Genomic DNA, 21161 nt, shown 5'->3' on the forward strand with positions numbered 1-21161 from the left:
TGGCGAGCGGAGGCTGTGGGTTGCCTGTGGCGGGGAGGTGATGGACCGCGGGGGAGGAGGAAAGGGGGCCCGGCGGTGGCCTCAGCGGCGGCGTGCGGGTCGGGTACGGCGGTGAAGGCCGGTCAGGTCCAGGCCCGGTACGGCTCGTCCACCAGCTGGAAGACCGGCTCCCCGCGCACCGGGTCCTTGGCGGTGGACAGCCGCACCCGGTCACCGCTGTGGATGCCGATCGGCGGGCCCATGACCCGGCCCCGGACGACGAACCCCTCGGCCATCTCTATCAGCGACACGTTGCGCGCCGCCGGTGTGTTGCGGTGCACCACCGTGGAGTGGCGGACGGTGCCGACGCCCTCGCTGCGCTCCGTGCGCAGCTCACTGCCCTGGCAGACCGGACACAGCAGCCGGTGGTACATCGCGGTGCCGCACCAGGTGCAGCGCTGGAAGAGGATGGCGTCCTTGGCGTCCGTGGCGGCGGGATCGAGAACGCCCGCCGCGGCACCGGCCACCGGATGCGAGGTGCTTGCTGAGGGGTGGTACACGCTGGTCAACTCCCTGCGCTCGGCCGGAATGCCGCGTGCCCGGGGCGGACCGGACACACGTGTGCGCGGTTGCCGTGCCACCGTGCACGCCGACAGGGTATGGCACTCAGTGTCACTCGTAAAGGCACTCGGTACCCCTAATCACCCCTGTTCCCGGTCAGTCCCGGCCGAGCGCCGCCTCCAGTTCCTGCACGACCCGCCACAGCGGCGCGTCCCGGCGGGACACCAGCACCACCACGTCGTCGGGCCGCCCCGCCTGCGCGCCGGACGGCACCGGCCCGAACCGGGCGGCGGCCGGCGCGGCCTCCGCCGGCCGGCCGAACGTCCTCTGCACGTACCCCAGTGCGTGGTCCACCCCGGCCCCCGGGTCGCCCTTGCCCTCCGAACGCAGCCAGGAGCGCAGGGCGTTGTTGTGCGCGGCGACGACCGCGGCCGCGATCACGTCGGCGCGCAGGGTGCCGTCGGGCCGTCCCGTGAAACGGGCGCGGAGGTACTCGGCGAGCGCGCGCTCGTAGCGCCACACCACCGACAGTTCGTACGCGCGCAGCCCCGGCACCTGCCGGGTGAGGCGGTAGCGCTGCACGGAGAAGGCCGGGTTCTCGGCGTACATCCGCAGCACCAGCCGGGCGGCGTCGCACACCCGACGCACCGGCTCGTGTTCCGCGCCGCCGGCCGCGAGGAAGGCGGTCATGTCGGCCAGGCAGCGCTCGTGGTCGGGGAAGACCACGTCCTCCTTGGAGGGGAAGTAGCGGAAGAACGAACGCCGGCCGACCCCGGCCAGGGCCACGATGTCGTCCACGGTGGTCTGCTCGTACCCGCGTTCCAGGAAGAGCCGGAAGGCCGCCGCCACCAGGGCGTCCCGGATCGGCGGCTTCGCGGCCGGCACCGCGCTGCTGGAGCTCATGGACGGGAACGTAGCACCCGGACCGCTTTCGTGGCACTCAGTGCAGCGCGAGTGTCCTGACGGGGGAACTGAGTGCTTCCGGGGTCGCCTCGGGGCGGCCCGGCCGGACCGCGGGGCACGGGTCGCGAGGGGGGCGGTGACCGGGGGTGGCCGGAAGTCGCCGTACCCTGCGGCGTAACCTTTCTCCGCCGTTGCCGCCGCCGTCGAGGACGCCGCAGGCACCGGCCCCCGCACCGTGCCCGCACCACCCACCCGCACCACGACCGCGGCCCCGTGCCGCCCCGAGGAGCCCCCATGCCCGCCGCCCGCCCCCGCCTGCTCTACGTCACCGACCTGGCGTACCAGGCGCGCGGGCGCCGCTACTGCGACGAGGACATCCACCTCACCTCCCGGCTGCGCGCCCACTTCGAGCTGGCCCTGTGTCATCCGGTGGACGCGGCGGGCCTGATGGACGGCTTCGACGCCGTCGTCGTCCGCAACAGCGGGCCCGTGCTCGGCTACCGCAAGCAGTACGACGCCTTCCGCGCGCGGGCGCTCGCCGCCGGGACCCGGGTGTACAACCCGCTCACCGGGAAGGCCGACATGGCCGGGAAGCAGTACCTGCTCGACCTGACCGCCGCCGGCTTCCCCGTGATCCCGACCGTCGACCGCGCCGAGCACCTGGACCGGCTGCCGGCCGCCGAGCGGTACGTGGTCAAACCGAAGCAGGGCGCCGACTCCCTCGGCCTGCGGATCGTCCCCGCGGGCGGGGTCGACGGACTCGCCACCGGGGACGTCCTGATCCAGCCGTGCGTCGACTTCGCCTACGAGGTGTCCTTCTACTTCGTCGACGACGACTTCCAGTACGCCCTCCACGCCCCCGACCCGGAGCGGCGCTGGGAGCTGCGGCCGTACCAGGCGACCGCCGCCGACCTGGAGTTCGCCCGCCGGTTCATCGACTGGAACGACCTCGGCCACGGCATCCAGCGCGTCGACGCCTGCCGCGCCGCGGACGGAAGCCTGCTGCTGGTCGAACTGGAGGACCTCAACCCCTACCTGTCCCTCGACGCGCTCCCGGAGGAGGCCAGGGACGCCTTCGTCACCGCGTTCACCGCGTCCCTGAGCCGGTTCGCGCGGGGAGTGCTCACACCGGCCTGACGGCGGGCGGCGACCACCCGGGCACCTCGTCCCCGACGTGCCGCTCAGGGCCGGGGATCGGTGCGGTGCCACCGGGGCCGGGCGTCACCGCCGCGGCGCCCGGCCACGGACGCGCAGCGTGGGCACACGCGCCGCACCCGGTCCGCCGCGCCCCCGGACTCCGGGAAGGTGTCCGCCCAGCCGACGTGCGGGAAGCGCGTCAGCCGGGAGCGGCTGAGGGAGAGTCCGCAGACGGTCTGGTTCAGACCCGGCTCCCACGCGTGGACCTCGCCGGCGGGCAGCCGGCGCCGGCCGTCCTCCTCGTCGGTCCACTGTCCGGAGGCGGCGACGGCGTACTGCTTAGGGCGTCCCATGGCGTGCTCCGGGGCCGGTCAGCCGGCCGTGACGGCGACGCGCGGCCGTCCGGCGCCGGCCCTGTGTGCCGGGGGGAGAGCGGGCAGGACGCGTGAACGCTCGTAGTCTGTCATCGTGGCACCGTCCTCGAATCGGCTGGACCGCACTCCGCGTGCCCCGCCGGGCGCCCGCCACACCCGCGCGGCGCGGGCGGCCCCGCGGACCCGGGATGCCGCGCCTCCTGGGCGGCGGACCTCACCCCGCTGCCCGCGGACCGTCGTCGTAGACCAGCAGGCCGTCGTCGCGCAGGCGTACACCGGGCGTCGGACTGTGCGCCGTGAGGCGGCCGTCGTGCATCAGGTGCAGGACGCGCGCCCCGCGGGCCAGGACGGCGAAGTCGGCGATCAGGCGCCGGTGGCATCTCCACCACACCGCCTCGCCGCACATCACCGCGGTACGCTCCCCGCCCGCCTGCCGCAGCACACCGTCCATCGCGGTCAGGAACTCCGGGCTGCGCGTGTGAGCGGCGTAGCCCCGGAAGGACTCGTTGCGCCAGACGGTGTCCGGCGAGTCGGGCGGAGGCCTGCGCCACCCGCCCAGCCGCCGCTCCCAGCGGTAGGCGATCCGCTCCTCGGGCAGCCACTCGGCCAGTCGCTGCCGCGACAGGTCCGGGTCCCGGCGACTGCCCGGCGCGGTCCTGACGTCCACGACGGCGGCGACGCCGGCTTCCCGCAGAAGCCCCGCCAGCGCCGTCCGCCCGGCCGTGCCGTGGCCGAAGGTGATCAGCTCCGGGCCCGAGCTGTGGATCCCGCCCACGGGACCGGTCCGGACAGGGTTCATACACCGAGTGCACCACGTGCGGACGTGCCGGGTGCGCGGGGTGGGGCTTACCTGCTCAGGGCGTGGGCACTCGAAAACGGCACAAGCCGCCGCAGCCGCTCGGTGCCGACCCCTGTCCGGCCGCGATCCCCGAAGTCGTCCGGGCGCCGGTCCGGCCCGCATGCGCTGCGGCACGTCGGCGGTGGCAGTCGCCGCAGCGGCGAGCCGCGCGACACGTTCTGTCGTCTACAGAAGGGGACGTCATGTATCGCAGTACCGCCCAGCTCCGCGCCGGAGGGTATGCCGGCGCGCCGGACGGAGGCGGGGCGTCATGTGCGGTCTGAGCGGGGAGGTCCGCTTCGACGGACGGTCGCCCGATCTCGCGGCGGTCGAGCGCATGACGGAGCGCCTCGCCGACCGCGGACCCGACGGACAGGGCACCTGGAGACGGGGCGCGGTGGCGCTGGGACATCGCCGCCTGAAGATCATCGACCTGTCGGACAGCGGGGCCCAGCCCATGACGGACGTCCGGGGCGAGGTCACCGGCGTCTTCAACGGTTGCATCTACAACTATCCGGAGCTGCGGGAGGAGCTGCGCCGCCTCGGGCACCGCTTCGAGTCGACGTCGGACACCGAGGTCGTCCTCAACGCCTACCGGCAGTGGGGGACCGCCTGTGTGGAGCGCTTCCGGGGCATGTTCGCCTTCGCGATCACCGAGCACCGGACCGGCCGCGTCGTCCTCGCCCGGGACCGGCTCGGGATCAAGCCCCTCTACCTGGCGCGGACGCCGGGCCGGCTCCGTTTCGCCTCCACGCTGCCCGCTCTCCTGGCCGCCGGAGACGTGGACACCTCACTCGATCCGGAGGCGCTGCACCAGTACCTGAGCTGGCACGCCACGGTCGCGGCCCCGCGCACCGTCCTCAACGGGGTGCGCAAGCTCCCCCCGGCCACCGTGCGGGTCGTCGAACCGGACGGCACGTACCGGGACCACTGCTACTGGCAGCCGGACTACACGCGCCGGCCCGAGCACGACGGCATGACGGCCGACGAGTGGCGGGACGCGGTGCTGGACGCGCTGCGCCTGGCCGTGCGCCGGCGGACGGTGGCCGACGTGCCGGTCGGTGTCCTGCTCTCCGGCGGCCTCGACTCCAGCCTCATCGTCGCGCTGCTGGCCGACGAGGGCCGGCGCGACCTGATGACGTTCAGCGTCGGGTTCGAGACGGAGGGCGGCGAGAAGGGCGACGAGTTCCGCTACTCCGATCTCGTGGCCCGGGAGTTCGGCACCGACCACCGCCGGCTGATGGTCCCCTCCGAACGGGTCTCGACGGCTCTGGACGGGGCGTTCGAGGCGATGAGCGAGCCGATGATCAGCCACGACGTGGTCGCCTTCCACCTGCTGTCCGAGCAGGTGTCCAAGGAGGTCAAGGTCGTCCAGAGCGGGCAGGGCGCCGACGAGGTCTTCGCCGGTTACCACTGGTACCCGCAGCTCGCCTCGGTCGCCCGCGAGGACGAGCCGGAGCAGTACGCCGCGACCTACTTCGACCGGTCGCACGCCGACCTCGCCCGGGTCCTGCGGCCCGAGCTGCTGCCCCGCGAGGACGTCTCGGCACGCTTCGTACGCGAGCACATGGCGCGACCGGGGGCACAGACGGCGCTGGACGCCGCTCTCCGGCTGGACACGCACGTCATGCTCGTCGACGACCCCGTCAAGCGGGTCGACAACATGACCATGGCCTGGGGCCTGGAGGCCCGGGTGCCGTTCCTGGACCACGAACTGGTCGAACAGGCGGCGGCCTGCCCGCCGGAACTCAAACTGGCCGACGGCGGCAAGGGCGTGCTGAAGGAGGCGGGCCGCAAGCTGCTGCCCCACGAGGTCGTCGACCGCCCCAAGGGCTACTTCCCCGTGCCGGCCATCCGGCACATGGCGGGCCCCGTCCTGCGGCGCGTGCGGGAGGCCCTGGAGGCACCGGAGGCCAGGCGGCGCGGTGTGTACCAGGACGCGTACGTGGCGGAGCTCCTCAAGGCGCCCGACGAGCACCGGACCAGGCGGGGCGCGAACGCGCTCTGGCAGATCGCTGTGCTGGAGATATGGCTGCAGACCCACGGAATCACGTGACCGACGACCGGGGCGCGCGGGTGGCGCACGGCCCGGCACCCGCCGTCATCCGCTCCGGACCACCGGGCCCGGCGGGTGCGGGCCCCGTCCGGTCCCCGGACCGCCGTACCGGGGACGTCCTCGACGCCGCCCGTGCCGCCGCCCCCGCACCGGTGCCGCTGCCCGAGGCGGGCGGCCCGCGGGACGCGGTGACACGGCTGCGCGCGCACGGCTGCTGGTACCCCTCCGCGAACCCCGACGGCAGCGAGACGGCCTTCATCTGTGACCGGGGAGGCGTCCCCCAGCTGTGGGCCGGGCCCGTCGACGGCGACGAGGTGCGGCTGCTGGACTCCTCACCGGACCCGGTCAAGGAGGTGTCCTGGTCACCGGACGGCCGCTGGATCGCGTACACCACGGCGCCGGGCGGCGGTGAGCACTCACGGGTGCTCTGCGTGCGGCCCGACGGCACCGGGCGCCGCGTCCTGGCGGGGGCCGACCCGGCCAGCTCCGCCTACCTGGGCTGCTGGGCGCACGACGGCTCGGCCGTCGCCGTCACCGTCGCCGCGCCGGCCGCCGCCGCGTACGGAACCCTCGCGACGCGGGGCCTGGCGGACCCCGGCCCGGCCGACGGCCTGCTCGCCGGGATGAGCCCGGCGGCCGACTGGGCGGAGCGGGACGGTCACGCCACGCTCCTCGGCCCGGCCGCGTACGACGCCGCCTCGGGTGTGGCACCGGACGGGACGCCGACCGGCACCACGGCCCCGGCGGCCCGGCCCGACGGCGGCCTGTCGGTCTATCTGATCGATCCCGACGGCCTGGCCTCACCCGTCCTGCTCACCACCGAGACCCACGCCGCCTCCCTGCGCGCGTGCGACCTCAGCCCCGACGGCGGCCTCGCGCTGCTGCGCCGGGGGCCGCGCGGACGGCGCGAGGCGGTCGTCCTGCGCACCGCCGACTCGGTGACCACCCTCGTCGTGCCGGTCGCCGACGGCGATCCGTGGATCGGCCGGTTCTCCCCGAACGCGCGGACCCTGTGGCTGCGCAGCAACGACGACCGCGAGTACGCCGCCCTCCTCGCGGTCGCCCTCGACACCGACGGCCGGCCGCAGGCGGTGTCGGTCGCGGCGGAGCGCGCGGAAAGCGACCTGGAACTCCTCGCGCTGGCCCACGACGGCCGCACCGCCGCGCTCGCGTGGAACGTGCGCGGCGCGAGCGAACTGGAACTCGTCGAGACCTTCCCGACGGGGCGGACCCCGGACAGCACGGGCCCGGCACGGCCGTTGCCCCTGCCCCACGAGGTCGTCACCCGCGTGAGCGCCGCCGGTGCCGGACGCCTGCTGCTCGCGCTGTCGGGCTCGCAGCGCCGCCCGGGCCTGTGGTGGGCCCACGAGGGAGTGTCCCTGCTGCGCACCCCGTGGTCCTCGAAGGACGAGGACGCCGTCCCGCCGGGCCGCCCGCCGGTGCGCCCCGTCCCGGTGCGGCTGACCGCGCGGGACGGGCTGCCCCTGAGCGGCTGGTACTACCGGGCGCCGGGGCGCGCCACCGACGAACCGGCACCCTGTGTGATCCACCTGCACGGCGGCCCGGAGGAACAGGAACGCCCGGTGTTCCACCCGCTCTACCACGAGCTGGTCGGGCGCGGTCTGGACGTCTTCGCCCCGGACGTCCGGGGCTCCCTGGGGCACGGCCGCTCGTTCGTCGACGCCGACCTGGGCGCGGGCCGCTTCGCCGCCCTCGACGACGTCGCGGACTGCGCGGTGCACGCGGTCACCGCCGGCCCCGCCGACCCGACGCGGCTCGCGGTCATGGGCCGCTCGTACGGCGGCTACCTCACGTTCGCCTCCCTCGTGTGGCACCCGGACCTGTTCCGCACCGGAGTGGCCGTCTGCGGCATGTCCGACTTCCTCACCTTCTTCGCCGGTACGGAGCCGTGGATCGCGGAGTCGGCGGCGCACAAGTACGGCCACCCGGAGCGCGACCGGGAACTGCTGCGCGCCCTGTCGCCGATGAGCCGCATCGACGCGCTGCGCGTCCCGGTGCTGGCCGTCCACGGCGAGCACGACACCAACGTGCCACCGGGGGAGTCCCAGCAGTTCGTGCGGGCCGCCCGGGAACGGGGCGTCCACGCGGAACTGCTGACCCTGCGCGACGAAGGGCACGACTTCCTGCGCGCGGACAACCGGCGCCTGTTCCGCCGCGCGGCGGCCGACTGGATGCAGCGGCACCTCCATCCGTGAACCCCCGGCGGGGATCGCTGAACGGGGTGGCGGCGCGGGCCGTATCTGAGCACGCGGGCCGCAGGAGCCCCGCCCCCGCCGGCGGGACGGAAGGAGAGCCAGGTGCCGACACCGCCCGATCCCGAACAGCCGCAGCCCGGACCGGTCCTGGAGCCCGTCCGGGTGGTGCGCCTGCGCCGCTTCGACGCCCTCGCGGAACTCATGCGGGAGATGCGGCCGCCCGGTCCGGTGGGCCACGAGGACGACACCCGGGAACTCCCGCCCGTACCCGCCCCGGTCTCCCGTGCGCCGGGTGCGCCGGGCCCGCGCCGGGCCGCCGTGGCCGCGGCCGTCGTGGCGGCGGCCCTCGTCGGCTTCGGCTGCGCGCTGCTCCTGCCCGGCCGTCAGCAGGCCGCCGCGACCGCCCGCCCGGCGCCCGCGGTCACCACCGCACCGCCGGCCACGGCACCCGGCGGCCCGTCGGCCCCGGCGTCCGCGCCGGCCGGACCCGCGACCGCCGCCACCGCGCCCGACCCCGACGGCCCCGGCACCCTCCGTCAGGGCGACACCGGACCCGAGGTCGCCGAACTGCAGCGACGCCTGCTGCGCGTCCCGGACGTCTACCGCGACGGCTCCACCAGCGGCACCTACGACACCACGCTCACCGAGGCCGTGGCCCGCTTCCAGCTCTGGTACGGCGTCAGCGGCGACGAGACGGGTGTCTACGGGAACGACACGCGCCGCGCGCTGGAGTCCCGCACCGGCTTCGGTGACGATTCATGAGCGGCGCACCGGGCACACGAGGACCACCGGGCGGCCTGCGCGGGCCGGCGACGGACCACGGCGGACGGGAGCGGAGCGGGATGGCGGACGAGAGCGGCACGCGGGGCCGGCAGGCACGGCCGGACCTGGACGGCTTCTTCGACCGGCTGGACCCGGACATGTGCGTGGTGACCGCCGAGGCGAGCGGCAGGCGCGCCGGCTGCCTGGTCGGCTTCGCCTCGCAGTGCTCCATCCGGCCGCCCCGGTTCACCGTGTGGCTGTCCAAGGTCAACCGGACCTACCGGGTCGCCCGGGACGCGCGGTTCCTCGCCGTCCATCTGCTCACCCGCGACCAGCGGGACCTGGCGGAGCTCTTCGGTGGCGAGACGGGCGACGAGGTCGACAAGTTCGCGCGGCTCGCCTGGCGGGAGGGGCACGGCGGCACCGCCGTCCTGGAGAACACGGCGGCCTGGTTCGTCGGTGCCGTCCTGCGGCGCACCGACGGCGGCGACCACGTGGGCTTCCTGCTCGACCCCGTCGAGTGGGGCGAGGGCCGGAGCGGACCCCTGCTGCGCCTCTCCGACGCCGTCACCATCGAGGCCGGCCATCCCGCGGAGTGAGCGCGGCCACCGTGACGAGTGAGGCGCCGTCAGCCCACCGCGGCCTCCGCCGCGTCCTGCACGCCCTCCAGGGGCATGCGGATGTCGAGCACGCAGACGTCGTCGCGCCGCTCGTCCGCCAGCAGCGCCGCGAGCAGCGCGTCCAGGGAGTCGGACTCGCCGCTGCCGTGGGCGCGCACCGCCTCGGCCAGCCGGGCGAAGCCCGCGTCGAGGCCCTCGCCGGGGCGTTCGACCAGGCCGTCGGTGTAGAGCAGCAGCCGGTCGCCGGGCTCCAGCCGCAGCTCCCGCGACTCGTAGGCGGGGGCGGCCGTCGCGCCGAGCAGCATGCCGCCGGGCCGTTCGAGGAAGCGGACCTCGCCCCGGCGCACCAGCAGCGGCGGCGGGTGCCCCGCCTGTGCCCAGGCGAGGACCTGCCGGTCGGGGTCGTAACGGGCGAGGACCATGGTGGCGGTGATCTGGCTGTCGCGGGAGTGCAGCAGCAGCTGGTTGAGCCGCGCCAGCGCCCCGGTGAGCGAGGAGCCGGTGCTGACCATGCCTTTCGCGGTGAACCTGAGCTGGGCCATGGTGGCCACGGCGTCGATGCCGTGGCCCGCCACGTCGCCGACCACGAACAGCGCGTCGTAGTCGGGCAGTTCGATGGCGCTGAACCAGTCGCCGCCGACGTGGATGCCGGCCTGCGCGGGCAGGTAGGCGACCTCGACGCGCAGCCCGGCCAGCAGCACCGGCTTGCTGGGCAGCGGCAGCAGGGCGTGCTGGAGCCGGGCCGCCAGTGCCCGTTCGGCCTGGAGGATGCCGCGCTGGAGCAGCATCGCGCGCTCGCTCTCCACCAAAGCGAGTTCCGCGCTGCGCTGCGCGGTGAGGTTCTGGACGAAGCCGTGCACCTCGACCGGGGTGCCGTCGGGCTCCGTGACGGCCTCGGCGACCATCCGCAGGTGCCGGACCCCTTCGGGTGTCTCGACGCGGAACGGCACGTCGAACGGGTGGCCGTGGGAGACGAGTTCGGCGATCGCGTGGGCCAGCGGCCCGGTGTCTTCGGGCAGGACCAGGTCGGGCAGCTCCTCCAGGCGGACCGGCCGCTGCCCGGGGCGCAGACCGAGCACGGCGTACGTCTGCGTGGCCCAGGAGATCTCCTGGGTGATCAGGTTCCAGTTCGCCCAGCCCAGGTTGCCGAGCCGCTGCACGTCGGCCAGGCGCTGCTCCTGGCGCTCCACCGGGTCGTGCCGCAGCCAGGTCACCACCAGGCGCTCGCCCAGCGGAGCGGCCCGCACGGTGTAGGTGGCGGTCACGGGCACCTCGCCGACCACGTCCCGGTAGGCGAACGGCTCGCCCTCGAAGGGCACTTTGGTCTCCAGCGCCCGCAGGTAGCCCCGCCACAGCGGTTCGCCCGCGACCGACGGGTAGCTCTCCAGGACACGGTTGCCGACCATGTCCCGGCCGGTGCGGCCGAACACGTCGACCGCCTCCGGGGTGGCCGCGTCGATGAGGTAGTCCTCCACCTCGCCGGAGGGGGCGCGCAGCGGGGTCAGCAGGATCGCCGCACCCGGCAGCGCGTCGAACACCGCCTGCACGGTCTGGGAGACGTCCGCGGGCGCGCCGGGGCGCGGGCTGTCGAAGGCCCGCAGCCGGCCCGCGCACAGCCGGGCCACGGCCCGCAGCAGTTCCCGCTCGCGGTCCGTGAACGGCTCGGGACGCCGGCGCAGCACCCCGAGGGCGACGCAGGCGGCGTCCCCGGCCGGCACCGGCAGCCAGGCCCGGGTGAGCCACCGCTCCGGGGGATCCCCGATGAGCAGGTACCGGGCGCGGTCCAGGGCGATGTCCTCCAGCCAGCGCGGCTCCCCGGACCCCAGGGCGTCCAGCGCGGCCATGCCGGTCACCGGGGGGAGCTGGCGCCACTGGGCGGCGAGGGCGGGGTCGAGACCGGCGTACCCGATCAGTCCGAGCCCGCCCTCGGGGAGCCGCTCGTACAGCATCACCGCGTCGGCGCCCGCCTCGGAGGCGAGGTGGTCCATGAGGCATCCGGCCAGCTCGTGCGGTGAGCCGACCCGGAGCAGATCGCGGCCGATGTGACCCAGGACGTCCGTCAGGTCGGTGGTGCCCGCGGGCACGTGCTCCCAGGAGCGCACGGCGTCGGCCGGCGCGGGAGGCGTGGCGGACTGCTGGCGGGGCGGCAGGGCGCCCAGGGTGAGCCAGCACTGTTCGAGGAGGGTGCGGTTGCCGTCCTTGGCGCGCTGGACCAGCTCCTGGTGGGCGGCGTCCGGGCTGCAGGAGGTGACGGCCATCAGCACGCCCTTGGCCCGCTCCAGGACCGCGGAGGTGGCGGCGAGGTCCCGCAGCCGCTCCATCTCGGCGCGCTGCCGGGCCACGACCTTGGCCAGCGCCGTGAGGTCGGCGGCGGTTCCGCGGTCCGCCGGGGGCAGGGGCTCGCTCGTCACGCGACGAGCATTGCACATCCGGACTCGTTCGATCACTCGTCTGCCGGGTCGGGATTCACACGAACGGTGGACGTCAGGGACGGCTCGGGAAGCGGCGGGAGGCGGCGCGGCGAGGCCGCGGGAGGCAGCGGTGAAGGGGCGTGGGGGAGCGGCCCGGCCAGGTCAGCGGGGTGTGCCGCGGGCGGCCAGGGCCTCGCTGACCACCCGCACGCTGCGGGCGATGTGCTGAAGCTGCAGCACTTCCGCCGCATACAGCTTGATCGTGTGCTCGATCACCGATTCGGGCAGTCCGAGCACGGGAAGTTCCGCCCGCGCGGTCTGCAGGGCGGTGCGCGCGACCCGGATCTCCTGCTGCACCTGGATCTGCGCGTGCCGGGCCAGCAGGACCGGGTACCGGATGAGCGCCGGGTAGCTGGCGTAGCGCGCGGGGATCAGTTCGCGCAGCCACTTGGCGGCCGAGCGCTCCCAGTCGTACGAGCCCGGCGTCTTGACCTGACAGGGCCAGTCTCGACTGATGCGCGTGCTGGTCAGGGGCATGTCCATCGCTTCCGGTGTGCGGTGTCGGAAAGTGGCCGACGGGTTCGGGGCGGCCCCGGTCTAGGGGATGACCGGGGCCGCCACGGGCGCGTCGCGCAGACGACGCGCCCCGGTGCACCCCGGGCGCCGACGTGGGTAGGGGACGGCGGCGCGGGGTGTCCGTGCGCGGGCCCCGGACGAGCGGGGGAGCCCGCCGAGCAGTATTTATATATGCCGACCCGTTTGCAAGACGTATGAAAACATTCATGCTCGTTATGCGGTGAATCATCCCCGTCCACGCCACGGACGACCGCAAGATCTTCACGGATGCCCGCAATCGGCGGAAGGATCGGCCGGACCGGCCCCGGTTCAGTCCCTCAGGAAGAACTGATGCTGCTCGGAGAGCTGTTCGTACTTCTCCAGCCGGGCCTGGGTGCGCTCCGGATCGGCGTCGGTCATGGCCTGCAGCAGCGCCGCGGCCAGCACCCCGGGCGCGGCGTAGGAGTCGAACACCAGCCGGGAGCCGGTACCGGTGGCGAAGGTGACGTCGGCCTCGTCGGCCAGCGGCCCCAGCGCCAGGTCCGTCACCAGGGCGACCTTCAGGCCGGCGCCGCGCGCCACCCGGACGGCGTGCAGCGTTTCCTGGGAGTGCCGGGGCATGGCGAAGGCCAGCACCCAGCTGCCGCCGGCCTCGCGGGCCTGGAGCAGCGCGTCGTAGGCCACGCTGCCGCCGCGGGTCACCAGCCGCACGTCCGGGTGGATGCGGCGGGCCGCGTAGCCGAAGTACTCGGCGAGCGACACCGAGATCCGCAGGCCCAGCACGGTCAGCGGGGTGGAGCGGGACAGCTCGCGGCCGACGTGGATGACCCGGTCGGGGTCGGCGAAGTCCCGCCGCAGGTTCTCCAGGTTCTCGATCTCGGCGTCGACGGCCGCCTGCAGCTCGTTGGCCCGGTCCTCCTCGCCGGGCCCCCCGGCGAGGCTGCTCAGGGCGATCGACTGGAGCCTCTCGCGCAGCGCCGGATAGCCGCTGAAGCCGACGGCGGCGGCGAACCGGGTGACGGAGGGCTGGCTGACCCCGACCCGGTCCGCGAGCTCGGTGATCGACAGGAACGCGGCCTCGGTGATGTGCTCGATCAGGTACTGGGCGATGCGCCGCTGCCCCGGCGACAGACGCGGGCCGTCGAACAGCTCCCTGAGCCGGGAGGTCGGAGCGGCCTCGGCCGCGGGCACCGACCTGCCCGACGTGATCGCTGATGCCTGTGCGCGTGCCTGCTGCGGCGAGGGCACCGGTCGGCCTCCTTTGTCTGCCACGAGGACTCAACATAGCTCACCGGCCGTCGTGACCAGGGCGCTGAGACACCGGGCTCACCGCCGGTACAGGCCGATGGAATGGCCCACTTCACCGACCGGCCGGCTGCTCGCCAGCAGCCGCGCGAGCCGGCCGCGCGCCTTGGCGGCGGCGGAGTCCGAGACCACCAGCAGCCCGTGCACCCGCTCCGGCGGCACCGTGCGCGGATCGGCGGCGTCGATGCCGTAGTACGACGGGACGCCGCTGCCCTTGTACACCAGCCACACCCGCTCGCCCGGGTACCGCTCCCGGAGCCGGTCGGCGAGCCGTCCCAGGTCCTGGCCCCAGTCCACGTTCGAGTCGTGCAGCAGCCGGTGGGTGCGCTCCGGGCCCCCGAACGCCTCGTTGGCGTACGGCAGGTAGTACGGGAACGTCCGCAGCGAACTCACCGCCACCCACAGCACCAGGGTGCCGGTCAGCAGCCCGCGCCACCGCCGCCGCGGGGCCGGCACACAGGCCGCCGCCACCGCGAGGAACACCGGCACGAACAGCGCGTACCGGGTGCCGAAGTCCCGCGACCCCGTCATCGCCGCCGCGAGCAGCACCACGGGCGGCGCGAGCAGGTACGACGCGGCCGGGCGCAGCCGCCGTACCGCCACGACCGCGACCGCCCCGGCCGCGCCCAGCGCCAGCAGTCCGAGCGGGGTCTTCACCAGCAGCGCGGCCGGCAGGTAGTACCAGAGCGAACCGGTGTACAGGTGCCCGAACAGGTATCCCTGCCAGGGCTGCTCCTCCAGCCCGAACTGCACCCGCATCCCCGCCCGGTACGCCGGCGGCACCGGCAACAGCTCCACCAGCCGCGCCCGCGCCCCGTGCACACCCGGCACCGGCCCGGCCGGCGCGAACCGCAGCCGGGGGTCGACGACGAGGTACGCGGCCCACACGACGGCGAGGGCCACGACCGCGACGACGACGGCGGCCGCCACCGCCGCCACCGCCGGACGCCGCGCCCCGAGCCAGGCCAGGGGCCACCGTCGCGGCGCCGGGGCGGACCGGTGGGCGGCGAGGGCGGACACCGCCGCCAGCGCCATCAGCACCGGTACCGCGGGCAGGGTGCTCATCTTGGTCGCCGCGGCCGCGCCCAGCGCAGCCCCCGCGAGCGGCAGGTACAGGACGGGGCGGCGCCGGGCCCGCCATACCAGCCAGGCCGCGGTCAGGACGGCTCCGGCCGCCGGCAGGTCCAGCGTGGCCAGGGAACCGTGCGCGATCACGTCGGGCGAGAACGCGTACAGGGCGAGCGCGACCAGGCCGCCCGCCGTACCCGTCAGGTCCCGGGCGAAGGCGGCCACCACCAGCCCGCACAGCAGCGTCAGCGCGATCACCGGCAGGCGCGCCCACAGCATCAGCCGCCAGGGATCGTTGCCCGACGCGTACAGCAGATGCCGGCCCACCTGCCCCTGGTCGCCCGGGTACGACGGGTCGTAGTGCGGGTCCGCCACCGCCACCCCGGCCGCGATCAGCAGCTTCCCGAGCGGCGGGTGCTCGGGGTTGTAGCGCAGCCGGTGCTCGCGCAGATAGTCGGTGGCCGTGGCGACGTACACCGGCTCGTCGATCGTGGGGGTCTGCCGCACCGCCGTGGTGACCATCGCCGCGGCCATCTGCCCGAGGAGCAGGACGACCAGCACCGGCGGCAGCCACCGCCGGTGCCGGCGCAGCCGGGCCCACCGTCCCGGCGGGTCCTGTCGTGCCGGGACCGCGGCGGGAGCGGTGGGGGTGAGGACCGGGTGCTGTTGGCGCGCCATCATCCGTCCCGCGGCGGAAGGGTCGTGGCGGGGGCGGGCGGGCCATCGGGCCCGATCACGGCGCTGCGTCGCTCCGCCGCCCCCACGGCCCTCACCGCCGCACGAGTCGCACCGGCAGACCTTCTGCCGTGTACACGGGTACGGCCCGCAGCCGCTCGGGGTTCACCCCGAGCCGCTTCCTTCCTGTGCCTCTCGCAACAGGCCCGCTGAAACGGCCCGCCGACGAGCGAGGAGGTGAAGAGCCGCACAGCCGGCGCCGGTTCGTGCCCGGCCGGCGCCGGGACGTCAGCTCACGGCGAGCAGCACACCGGCCGGCACCACCAGGTCCGCCCACCGCCGTGTCGTCGCCACCAGGTCGGCGTTGCGCTGGTCCGAGCCGCGCACCCAGGCCACGGCCGCCTCGTGCTCCTTGCCGAACTCCTCGTGGCGGGCGACCAGCCGGCGGATCCGTTCCTCCTCGGCGATCTCGCAGAACCACACCTCGTCCAGGCACGGCCGCACCCGCGCCCACGAACCCTCCCGCAGCAGCAGGTAGTTCCCCTCGGTCACCACCAGCCGGGCCCGCGGCGGCACCGGGATCGCGCCCGCGAGCGGCTGCTCCAGCACCCGCTCGAAGCCCGGCGCGTACACCACCGCGTCGGTCTCCTCGCGCAGCCGCCGCAGCAGCGCCGCGTACCCGGCCGCGTCGAAGGTGTCCGGAGCGCCCTTGCGGTCCCGGCGGCCCAGCCGGTCCAGTTCGGCGTCCGCGAGGTGGAAACCGTCCATCGGCACGTGCGCCGCCCACGGCGGGCCGTCGCCGTTCAGCGCGTCCACCAGGCGCTCGGCCAGCGTCGTCTTGCCCGAACCGGGGCTGCCCGCGATGCCGAGCAGGGCGCGCCGGCCGTCCCGGGGCAGGGCGCGGGCACGGGCGATGAGGTCGTCGAAGGTCAGCGGCACACAGAGAGTGTGGCATCCCCCGCGCGCCGGCAGTGTGGCGTGCGCCACCCACTGGACGGACGCTTCGCGGGGAACAGTCCGGATATGACTCAGCTCGGTCTGCCCGACACCATCCAGGCCTGTCTCTTCGACCTCGACGGGGTCGTCACCAAGACCGCCGTCGTGCACGCGGCGGCCTGGAAGGAGACGTTCGACGCCTTCCTGCGCGACTACGAGGGGGAACAGGGACGGCCGTTCGACGCCGCCTCCGACTACGACGAGTACGTCGACGGCCGCCCCCGTGCCGACGGTGTCCGCGCCTTCCTCGCCTCCCGCGGCATCCACCTCCCCGAAGGCGGCCCGGACGATCCGCCGGACGCCCGCACCGTGCACGGCCTCGGCAACCGCAAGAACGACCTGCTGCTGGAGAAGATCCGCACCGGCGGGGTCGAGGCCTACGAGGGCACCCTGCGGTATCTGGAGGCGGTCCGTGCCGCGGGGCTGCGCACCGCGATCGTCTCCTCCAGCGCCAACTGCCGGGACGTGCTGCGCGCGGTCGGCGCCGAGCACTTCTTCGACGTACGGATCGACGGTGTGGTCGCGGCCGAGCGGAAGCTGCCGGGCAAGCCGCACCCCGACACCTTCCTCGCCGCCGCCCGGGACCTCGGTGTCGAGCCGTCCCGCGCGGCCGTCTTCGAGGACGCGCTGGCCGGCATGGACGCCGGGCGAGCGGGCGGGTTCGGCCATGTCGTGGGCGTGGACCGGGTGGGCCAGACCGACGCGCTGTACGCGCACGGCGCCGACGTCGTCGTCACGGACCTGGCCGAACTGGGAGGCAAGCAGTGATCACCGACCGCTCCTACGGCGTCGAACCGTGGGCCGTGCGGGAGACCGCCCTCGACCTCGACGTCCTCGCCCAGAGCGAGTCGGTGTTCGCCCTGTCCAACGGGCACGTCGGCTGGCGCGGGAACCTGGACGAGGGCGAACCGCACGGCCTGCCCGGCAGCTATCTCAACGGCGTCCACGAGGTGCACCCGCTGCCGTACGCGGAGGCCGGCTACGGCTACCCGGAGTCCGGGCAGACCGTCATCAACGTGACCAACGGCAAGGTCATCCGGCTGCTGGTGGACGACGAGCCGTTCGACCTGCGCTACGGCCGGCTCGTCGCCCACGAACGCGTCCTGGACCTGCGCCGCGGGGTGCTGGAGCGGACCTGCGAGTGGACCTCCCCGGCCGGCTCCACGGTCCGGGTGCGCTCCACCCGGCTGGTCTCGCTGACCCAGCGGGCCGTGGCCGCCGTGGCGTACGAGGTGGAGGCCGTCGGCAGCCGCAGCCGGGTGGTGATCCAGTCCGAGCTGGTCGCCAACGAGAGCCTGCCCGACCCCGACGGCGACCCGCGCGCGGCGAAGGCGCTGAAGTCCCCGCTGGAGCAGGAGGACGGCTTCGCCTCCGGCAACCGGCTGCGGCTGGTGCACCGCACCCGGCGCAGCGGTCTTAGGGTCGCCGTGGCCGCCGACCACGTCGTCACCGGGCCCGAACGCACCACCAGCCGCAGCGAGAGCGGCATCGACGTGGCCCGGCTGACCGTCACCTCCGTGCTGGAGCCCGGACAGACCCTGCGGATGGAGAAGCTGGTCGCCCACGGCTGGTCCGGCACCCGGTCGCTGCCCGCGATGGCCGACCAGGTCGACGCCGCGCTCGCCGCCGCCGGGCACGACGGCTGGCAGGGCCTGCTCGAGGACCAGCGGGCCTGGCTGGACGACTTCTGGGCCCGCGCCGACGTCGAGGTGGAGGGCGACGAGGAGATCCAGCAGGCCGTCCGGTTCGCGCTGTTCCACGTCCTCCAGGCCGGCGCCCGTGCCGAGCAGCGCGCCATTCCCGCCAAGGGGCTCACCGGCTCCGGCTACGACGGGCACGCCTTCTGGGACACCGAGATGTTCGTGCTGCCCGTGCTCACCCACACCGCGCCCGGCGCCGTCGCCGAGGCCCTGCGCTGGCGCTACAACACCCTGGACGAGGCCCGCGAGCGCGCGGCCCAACTCGGCATCGCCGGCGCCGCGTTCCCCTGGCGGACCATCGCCGGGCCGGAGGGCTCCGCGTACTGGCCGGCCGGCACCGCCGCCTTCCACGTCAACGCCGGCATAGCCGACGCCGTCGTCCGGTACGTCGAGGCCACCGGCGACACCGCCTTCGAGCGGGAGACCGGCGTGGAACTGCTGGTGGAGACCGCCCGGCTGTGGCGCTCGCTCGGCCACCACGACATCCACGGCGTCTTCCACCTCGACGGCGTCACCGGACCCGACGAGTACAGCGCGGTCGCCGACGACAACACCTACACCAACCTGATGGCCCGCCAGAACCTGCGCGCGGCCGCCGACGCCGTCGAACGCCATCCCGACCAGGCGCGGCGGCTCGGGGTGGACGAGGAGGAGAGCGCGGCCTGGCGGGACGCGGCCGACTCCATGCACGTCCCCTACAACGACGAACTCGGCGTCCACGAGCAGCACGCCGGCTTCACCCGCTACCAGCGCTGGGACTTCGAGGGCACCCGCCCCGACCAGTACCCGCTGCTGCTCCACTTCCCCTACTTCGACCTCTACCGCAAGCAGGTCGTCAAACAGGCCGACCTGGTGCTGGCCATGTACACCTGCGGCGACTGGTTCGAGCAGGAGCACGACGAGGAGCAGATCGCCCGGAACTTCGCCTACTACGAGCCGCTGACCGTCCGCGACTCCTCCCTGTCCGCCTGCTGCCAGGCCGTCATGGCCGCCCAGACCGGCCACCTGGACCTCGCCTACGCCTACACCGCCGAGGCCGCGCTGATGGACCTCCAGGACCTGGAGCACAACACGCGGGACGGACTGCACATCGCCTCCCTCGCCGGCACCTGGATGGCCCTGGTCGCGGGCTTCGGCGGCATGCGGCACGACGGCGACCGGCTGCGGTTCGCCCCCCGCCTGCCCGAGCGGCTGCGCCGCCTCGCCTTCAACATCCAGTTCCGCGGACGCCGGCTGCGCGTGGACATCGGCGCGGACAAGGTGACGTACGCGCTCCTCGACGGCCCGCCGCTGACGCTCCGCCACCACGGCGAACCGCTCACGGTCAGCACCGACGAGCCGGCCGTCCGCGCGGTACCGCCGGCACCCCGGCGCCCCACGCCGCGACAGCCGCCGCACCGGGGACCGGGCGGCGGGGAAGGCGGCGCGTACGGGGGATGAGCGGCTGCCCGGCCGGGGCGCCGCGCGCCGGACGGGTCCGGGTGCCGGTGGCTGCCCGGGCGTGTCACCGGACGGCGGCCCGGTGCCGGGCACCGCGGAGCACCGAGGCGCACGCCGGGCGCCGCCCTGCCGGGGCGCCCGGGGCGATGGACGCTGCCATGGGCGGCTCGCGACGTCGGTCGAGCGCGGCGGACAGCGGCAGGCAGGGGTGCCGAGGGGCGAAGGGCCCTGTCGTGCCGGGCTCGTGGCCCTCAGCCGAGCGCGCCGGACAGCAGGTGCAGCAGGTCGCCGGTGGCGTCCGCGGCGAGGAGGGCCGGGAGGGTGCCGAGGGCGAGGACGGCCAGGGCCGCGGACGCCAGACGCGGGGGCGGGCTCGTCCGGAGGGCCGCGATCCGGCGGGTGACGGCCCGGTCGGTGAACTGCAGGGCGCATCCCACGCGTGCCGGGCCCGCGCTGAGCGCGGCCCGGGCCAGCGCCCGCGCCGTCACCCGCCGGTCCCCGACGACGGCCGCCGCCCGCTCGTCGGCCCACCGCTCCACCAGGAAGGCGACCGCCGCGCGCACCGGTTCCAGCAGCGGATCGGCCGCCGCCGCGAGCGTGACCGCCGACACCAACAGCCCGTGCCGGTGCGTGAGGTGGGCCCGTTCGTGGGCGAGGAGCACCCGTCGCTCGGCGGGGTCCAGCGCGCTCAGCATCGCGGAGGTGACCAGGATCCGGCCCGGCCGCCCCGGGATCGCGAACGCCCGCGGCACCTCCGAGGCGGCGACGATCAGCTCGGTGTCCGCCGGCTGCCCCGCGCCGAGCCGCCGCAGCGCGCGCCGCGTGCACCGCTCGGCGCGCACGGCCCGGTGGACGCGCACGGCGACGGCCGCCAGCGCCAGGCAGGCGGCGAGCCCGATCACCGTGGGCACGGGGTCGGTCAGCGGGTGCCCGTCCTCGCGGGCCTCGCGGATCACCGGCGGCGCGTCCCCGAGCAGCGCGGCGGCCAGCAGCAGGAGCGACCAGGCGGTGGCGGCCGCCGTCAGCACGGCGGCCGAGGCCAGCACGCGCGCGGCCAGCGCCGGCGCGGCCCGCCGCGCGAGCACCGGAGCGACAGCCGACAGCAGCAGCGACAGCGCCAGCGGGGCGTACACGTCGAACGTCATGCGCCGCACCTCATGAGCCCGGCCTCACGCGCCGTCCCCGGCGAGCAGCTCGCGCAGCGCCCGCTCCTCCTCGGCGCTCAGCCCCGTCACGAACTGCTGGAGCGCGGCGATCGGGTCCGGCCCCCGGTCCAGGGCCTCGTGCATCGCCGCGGCGGTCAGCTCGGCCGCGTTCTTGGCCGGCCGGTACGCGCCGCGCCGCCCGTCGGCGTCCCGCAGCACCAGCCCCTTGTCGTAGAGCCGTTTGAGGATCGTATGGACCGTGTTGTACGCGAGCCCGCCGCCGATCTCGTGCTGGATCTCCGCCGGCGTCAGCGGTCGCTCGGTGGCCCAGAGGGCGGCCAGCACCTCGCTCTCCAGCGCCCCGGCGCTGCGCCGCTCCGCCCTGCCGCGGGACCTTGTGCCAGCCATGCCCCAACCTTA

The 21161-nt window shown here is 75.0% G+C and carries 18 protein-coding genes; 7 read left to right on the plus strand and 11 right to left on the minus strand.

Annotation, left to right across the window (positions count from 1 at the left end; translation table 11 throughout):
- Positions 1-122: 122 nt before the first annotated feature.
- Together AB0946_RS30325 and AB0946_RS30330 are read right to left on the minus strand one after the other, a co-directional pair.
- Positions 123-539 carry a zinc ribbon domain-containing protein gene (locus AB0946_RS30325; RefSeq protein ID WP_366763852.1) on the minus strand — a complete coding sequence of 139 codons (417 nt, stop codon included), beginning with the start codon at positions 537-539 and terminating at the stop codon, positions 123-125.
- Between the two features lie 157 nt (positions 540-696).
- On the minus strand, positions 697-1443 hold the full coding sequence (locus AB0946_RS30330; protein ID WP_366763853.1) for a TetR family transcriptional regulator: 747 nt from the start codon (positions 1441-1443) through the stop codon (positions 697-699).
- 294 nt (positions 1444-1737) lie between these two features.
- On the opposite strand from AB0946_RS30330, the gene AB0946_RS30335 reads away from it, so the two are divergent.
- Entirely contained in the window at positions 1738-2580 is an 843-nt protein-coding gene (locus AB0946_RS30335) for a hypothetical protein (RefSeq protein WP_366763854.1), read from the plus strand.
- A gap of 44 nt (positions 2581-2624) precedes the next feature.
- On the opposite strand, the gene AB0946_RS30340 is transcribed toward AB0946_RS30335, so the two are convergent.
- Both AB0946_RS30340 and AB0946_RS30345 read right to left on the minus strand, forming a co-directional pair.
- The gene (locus AB0946_RS30340) at positions 2625-2933 is read right to left on the minus strand and encodes a hypothetical protein (protein ID WP_366763855.1); all 309 of its coding nucleotides are present in this window, start codon (positions 2931-2933) and stop codon (positions 2625-2627) included.
- A 235-nt stretch (positions 2934-3168) separates the two neighbouring features.
- A complete protein-coding gene (locus tag AB0946_RS30345; RefSeq protein WP_366763856.1) occupies positions 3169-3753 on the minus strand; it encodes a DUF488 domain-containing protein in 585 nt (194 codons plus the stop codon).
- Positions 3754-4063: 310 nt separating this feature from the next.
- On the opposite strand from AB0946_RS30345, the gene AB0946_RS30350 reads away from it, so the two are divergent.
- The 4 genes from AB0946_RS30350 to AB0946_RS30365 all read left to right on the plus strand — a co-directional run bounded on the left by AB0946_RS30350 (position 4064) and on the right by AB0946_RS30365 (position 9425).
- Positions 4064-5848, plus strand: coding sequence for an N-acetylglutaminylglutamine amidotransferase (locus AB0946_RS30350; protein ID WP_366763857.1), 1785 nt, complete (start codon positions 4064-4066; stop codon positions 5846-5848).
- A complete protein-coding gene (locus AB0946_RS30355; RefSeq protein WP_366763858.1) occupies positions 5845-8064 on the plus strand; it encodes a prolyl oligopeptidase family serine peptidase in 2220 nt (739 codons plus the stop codon). The genes AB0946_RS30350 and AB0946_RS30355 overlap by 4 nt, the downstream gene beginning before the upstream one ends.
- Before the next feature lie 102 nt (positions 8065-8166).
- Entirely contained in the window at positions 8167-8826 is a 660-nt protein-coding gene (locus AB0946_RS30360; protein ID WP_366763859.1) for a peptidoglycan-binding domain-containing protein, read from the plus strand.
- An 80-nt stretch (positions 8827-8906) separates the two neighbouring features.
- Positions 8907-9425, plus strand: coding sequence for a flavin reductase family protein (locus AB0946_RS30365; protein ID WP_366763860.1), 519 nt, complete (start codon positions 8907-8909; stop codon positions 9423-9425).
- Between the two features lie 29 nt (positions 9426-9454).
- Here the strand turns inward: AB0946_RS30365 and AB0946_RS30370 are convergent, their stop codons facing one another.
- The 5 genes from AB0946_RS30370 to AB0946_RS30390 all read right to left on the minus strand — a co-directional run bounded on the left by AB0946_RS30370 (position 9455) and on the right by AB0946_RS30390 (position 16399).
- A complete protein-coding gene (locus tag AB0946_RS30370; protein ID WP_366763861.1) occupies positions 9455-11875 on the minus strand; it encodes a SpoIIE family protein phosphatase in 2421 nt (806 codons plus the stop codon).
- Positions 11876-12019: 144 nt separating this feature from the next.
- Positions 12020-12400, minus strand: coding sequence for a hypothetical protein (locus AB0946_RS30375; RefSeq protein ID WP_366763862.1), 381 nt, complete (start codon positions 12398-12400; stop codon positions 12020-12022).
- 342 nt (positions 12401-12742) lie between these two features.
- Positions 12743-13660: a MurR/RpiR family transcriptional regulator gene (locus AB0946_RS30380; protein WP_366763863.1), complete on the minus strand. Its 918-nt coding sequence runs from the start codon at positions 13658-13660 to the stop codon at positions 12743-12745.
- Positions 13661-13738: 78 nt separating this feature from the next.
- Positions 13739-15466 carry a phospholipid carrier-dependent glycosyltransferase gene (locus AB0946_RS30385; protein ID WP_366763864.1) on the minus strand — a complete coding sequence of 576 codons (1728 nt, stop codon included), beginning with the start codon at positions 15464-15466 and terminating at the stop codon, positions 13739-13741.
- A 282-nt stretch (positions 15467-15748) separates the two neighbouring features.
- On the minus strand, positions 15749-16399 hold the full coding sequence (locus AB0946_RS30390; RefSeq protein WP_366763865.1) for a nucleoside/nucleotide kinase family protein: 651 nt from the start codon (positions 16397-16399) through the stop codon (positions 15749-15751).
- An 84-nt stretch (positions 16400-16483) separates the two neighbouring features.
- On the opposite strand from AB0946_RS30390, the gene AB0946_RS30395 reads away from it, so the two are divergent.
- Positions 16484-17224: a beta-phosphoglucomutase family hydrolase gene (locus AB0946_RS30395; RefSeq protein WP_366763866.1), complete on the plus strand. Its 741-nt coding sequence runs from the start codon at positions 16484-16486 to the stop codon at positions 17222-17224.
- A complete protein-coding gene (locus AB0946_RS30400; protein WP_366763867.1) occupies positions 17221-19596 on the plus strand; it encodes a glycosyl hydrolase family 65 protein in 2376 nt (791 codons plus the stop codon). The genes AB0946_RS30395 and AB0946_RS30400 overlap by 4 nt, the downstream gene beginning before the upstream one ends.
- A gap of 251 nt (positions 19597-19847) precedes the next feature.
- On the opposite strand, the gene AB0946_RS30405 is transcribed toward AB0946_RS30400, so the two are convergent.
- A complete protein-coding gene (locus AB0946_RS30405; RefSeq protein ID WP_366763868.1) occupies positions 19848-20741 on the minus strand; it encodes a M56 family metallopeptidase in 894 nt (297 codons plus the stop codon).
- Between the two features lie 24 nt (positions 20742-20765).
- Entirely contained in the window at positions 20766-21149 is a 384-nt protein-coding gene (locus AB0946_RS30410) for a BlaI/MecI/CopY family transcriptional regulator (protein WP_366763869.1), read from the minus strand.
- Between the last annotated feature and the right edge of the window lie 12 nt (positions 21150-21161).

This window comes from Streptomyces sp. NPDC046870 (genome assembly GCF_040704595.1).
Lineage (GTDB): Bacteria > Actinomycetota > Actinomycetes > Streptomycetales > Streptomycetaceae > Streptomyces > Streptomyces argyrophylli.

Coding starts and splice junctions, on each gene's coding strand:
- AB0946_RS30330 (WP_366763853.1), bottom strand. CDS start 1,443: ATGAGCTCCAGCAGCGCGGTGCCGGCCGCGAAGCCGCCGATCCGGGAC.
- AB0946_RS30335 (WP_366763854.1), top strand. CDS start 1,738: ATGCCCGCCGCCCGCCCCCGCCTGCTCTACGTCACCGACCTGGCGTAC.
- AB0946_RS30340 (WP_366763855.1), bottom strand. CDS start 2,933: ATGGGACGCCCTAAGCAGTACGCCGTCGCCGCCTCCGGACAGTGGACC.
- AB0946_RS30345 (WP_366763856.1), bottom strand. CDS start 3,753: ATGAACCCTGTCCGGACCGGTCCCGTGGGCGGGATCCACAGCTCGGGC.
- AB0946_RS30350 (WP_366763857.1), top strand. CDS start 4,064: ATGTGCGGTCTGAGCGGGGAGGTCCGCTTCGACGGACGGTCGCCCGAT.
- AB0946_RS30365 (WP_366763860.1), top strand. CDS start 8,907: ATGGCGGACGAGAGCGGCACGCGGGGCCGGCAGGCACGGCCGGACCTG.
- AB0946_RS30370 (WP_366763861.1), bottom strand. CDS start 11,875: ATGTGCAATGCTCGTCGCGTGACGAGCGAGCCCCTGCCCCCGGCGGAC.
- AB0946_RS30375 (WP_366763862.1), bottom strand. CDS start 12,400: ATGGACATGCCCCTGACCAGCACGCGCATCAGTCGAGACTGGCCCTGT.
- AB0946_RS30385 (WP_366763864.1), bottom strand. CDS start 15,466: ATGATGGCGCGCCAACAGCACCCGGTCCTCACCCCCACCGCTCCCGCC.
- AB0946_RS30395 (WP_366763866.1), top strand. CDS start 16,484: ATGACTCAGCTCGGTCTGCCCGACACCATCCAGGCCTGTCTCTTCGAC.
- AB0946_RS30405 (WP_366763868.1), bottom strand. CDS start 20,741: ATGACGTTCGACGTGTACGCCCCGCTGGCGCTGTCGCTGCTGCTGTCG.
- AB0946_RS30410 (WP_366763869.1), bottom strand. CDS start 21,149: ATGGCTGGCACAAGGTCCCGCGGCAGGGCGGAGCGGCGCAGCGCCGGG.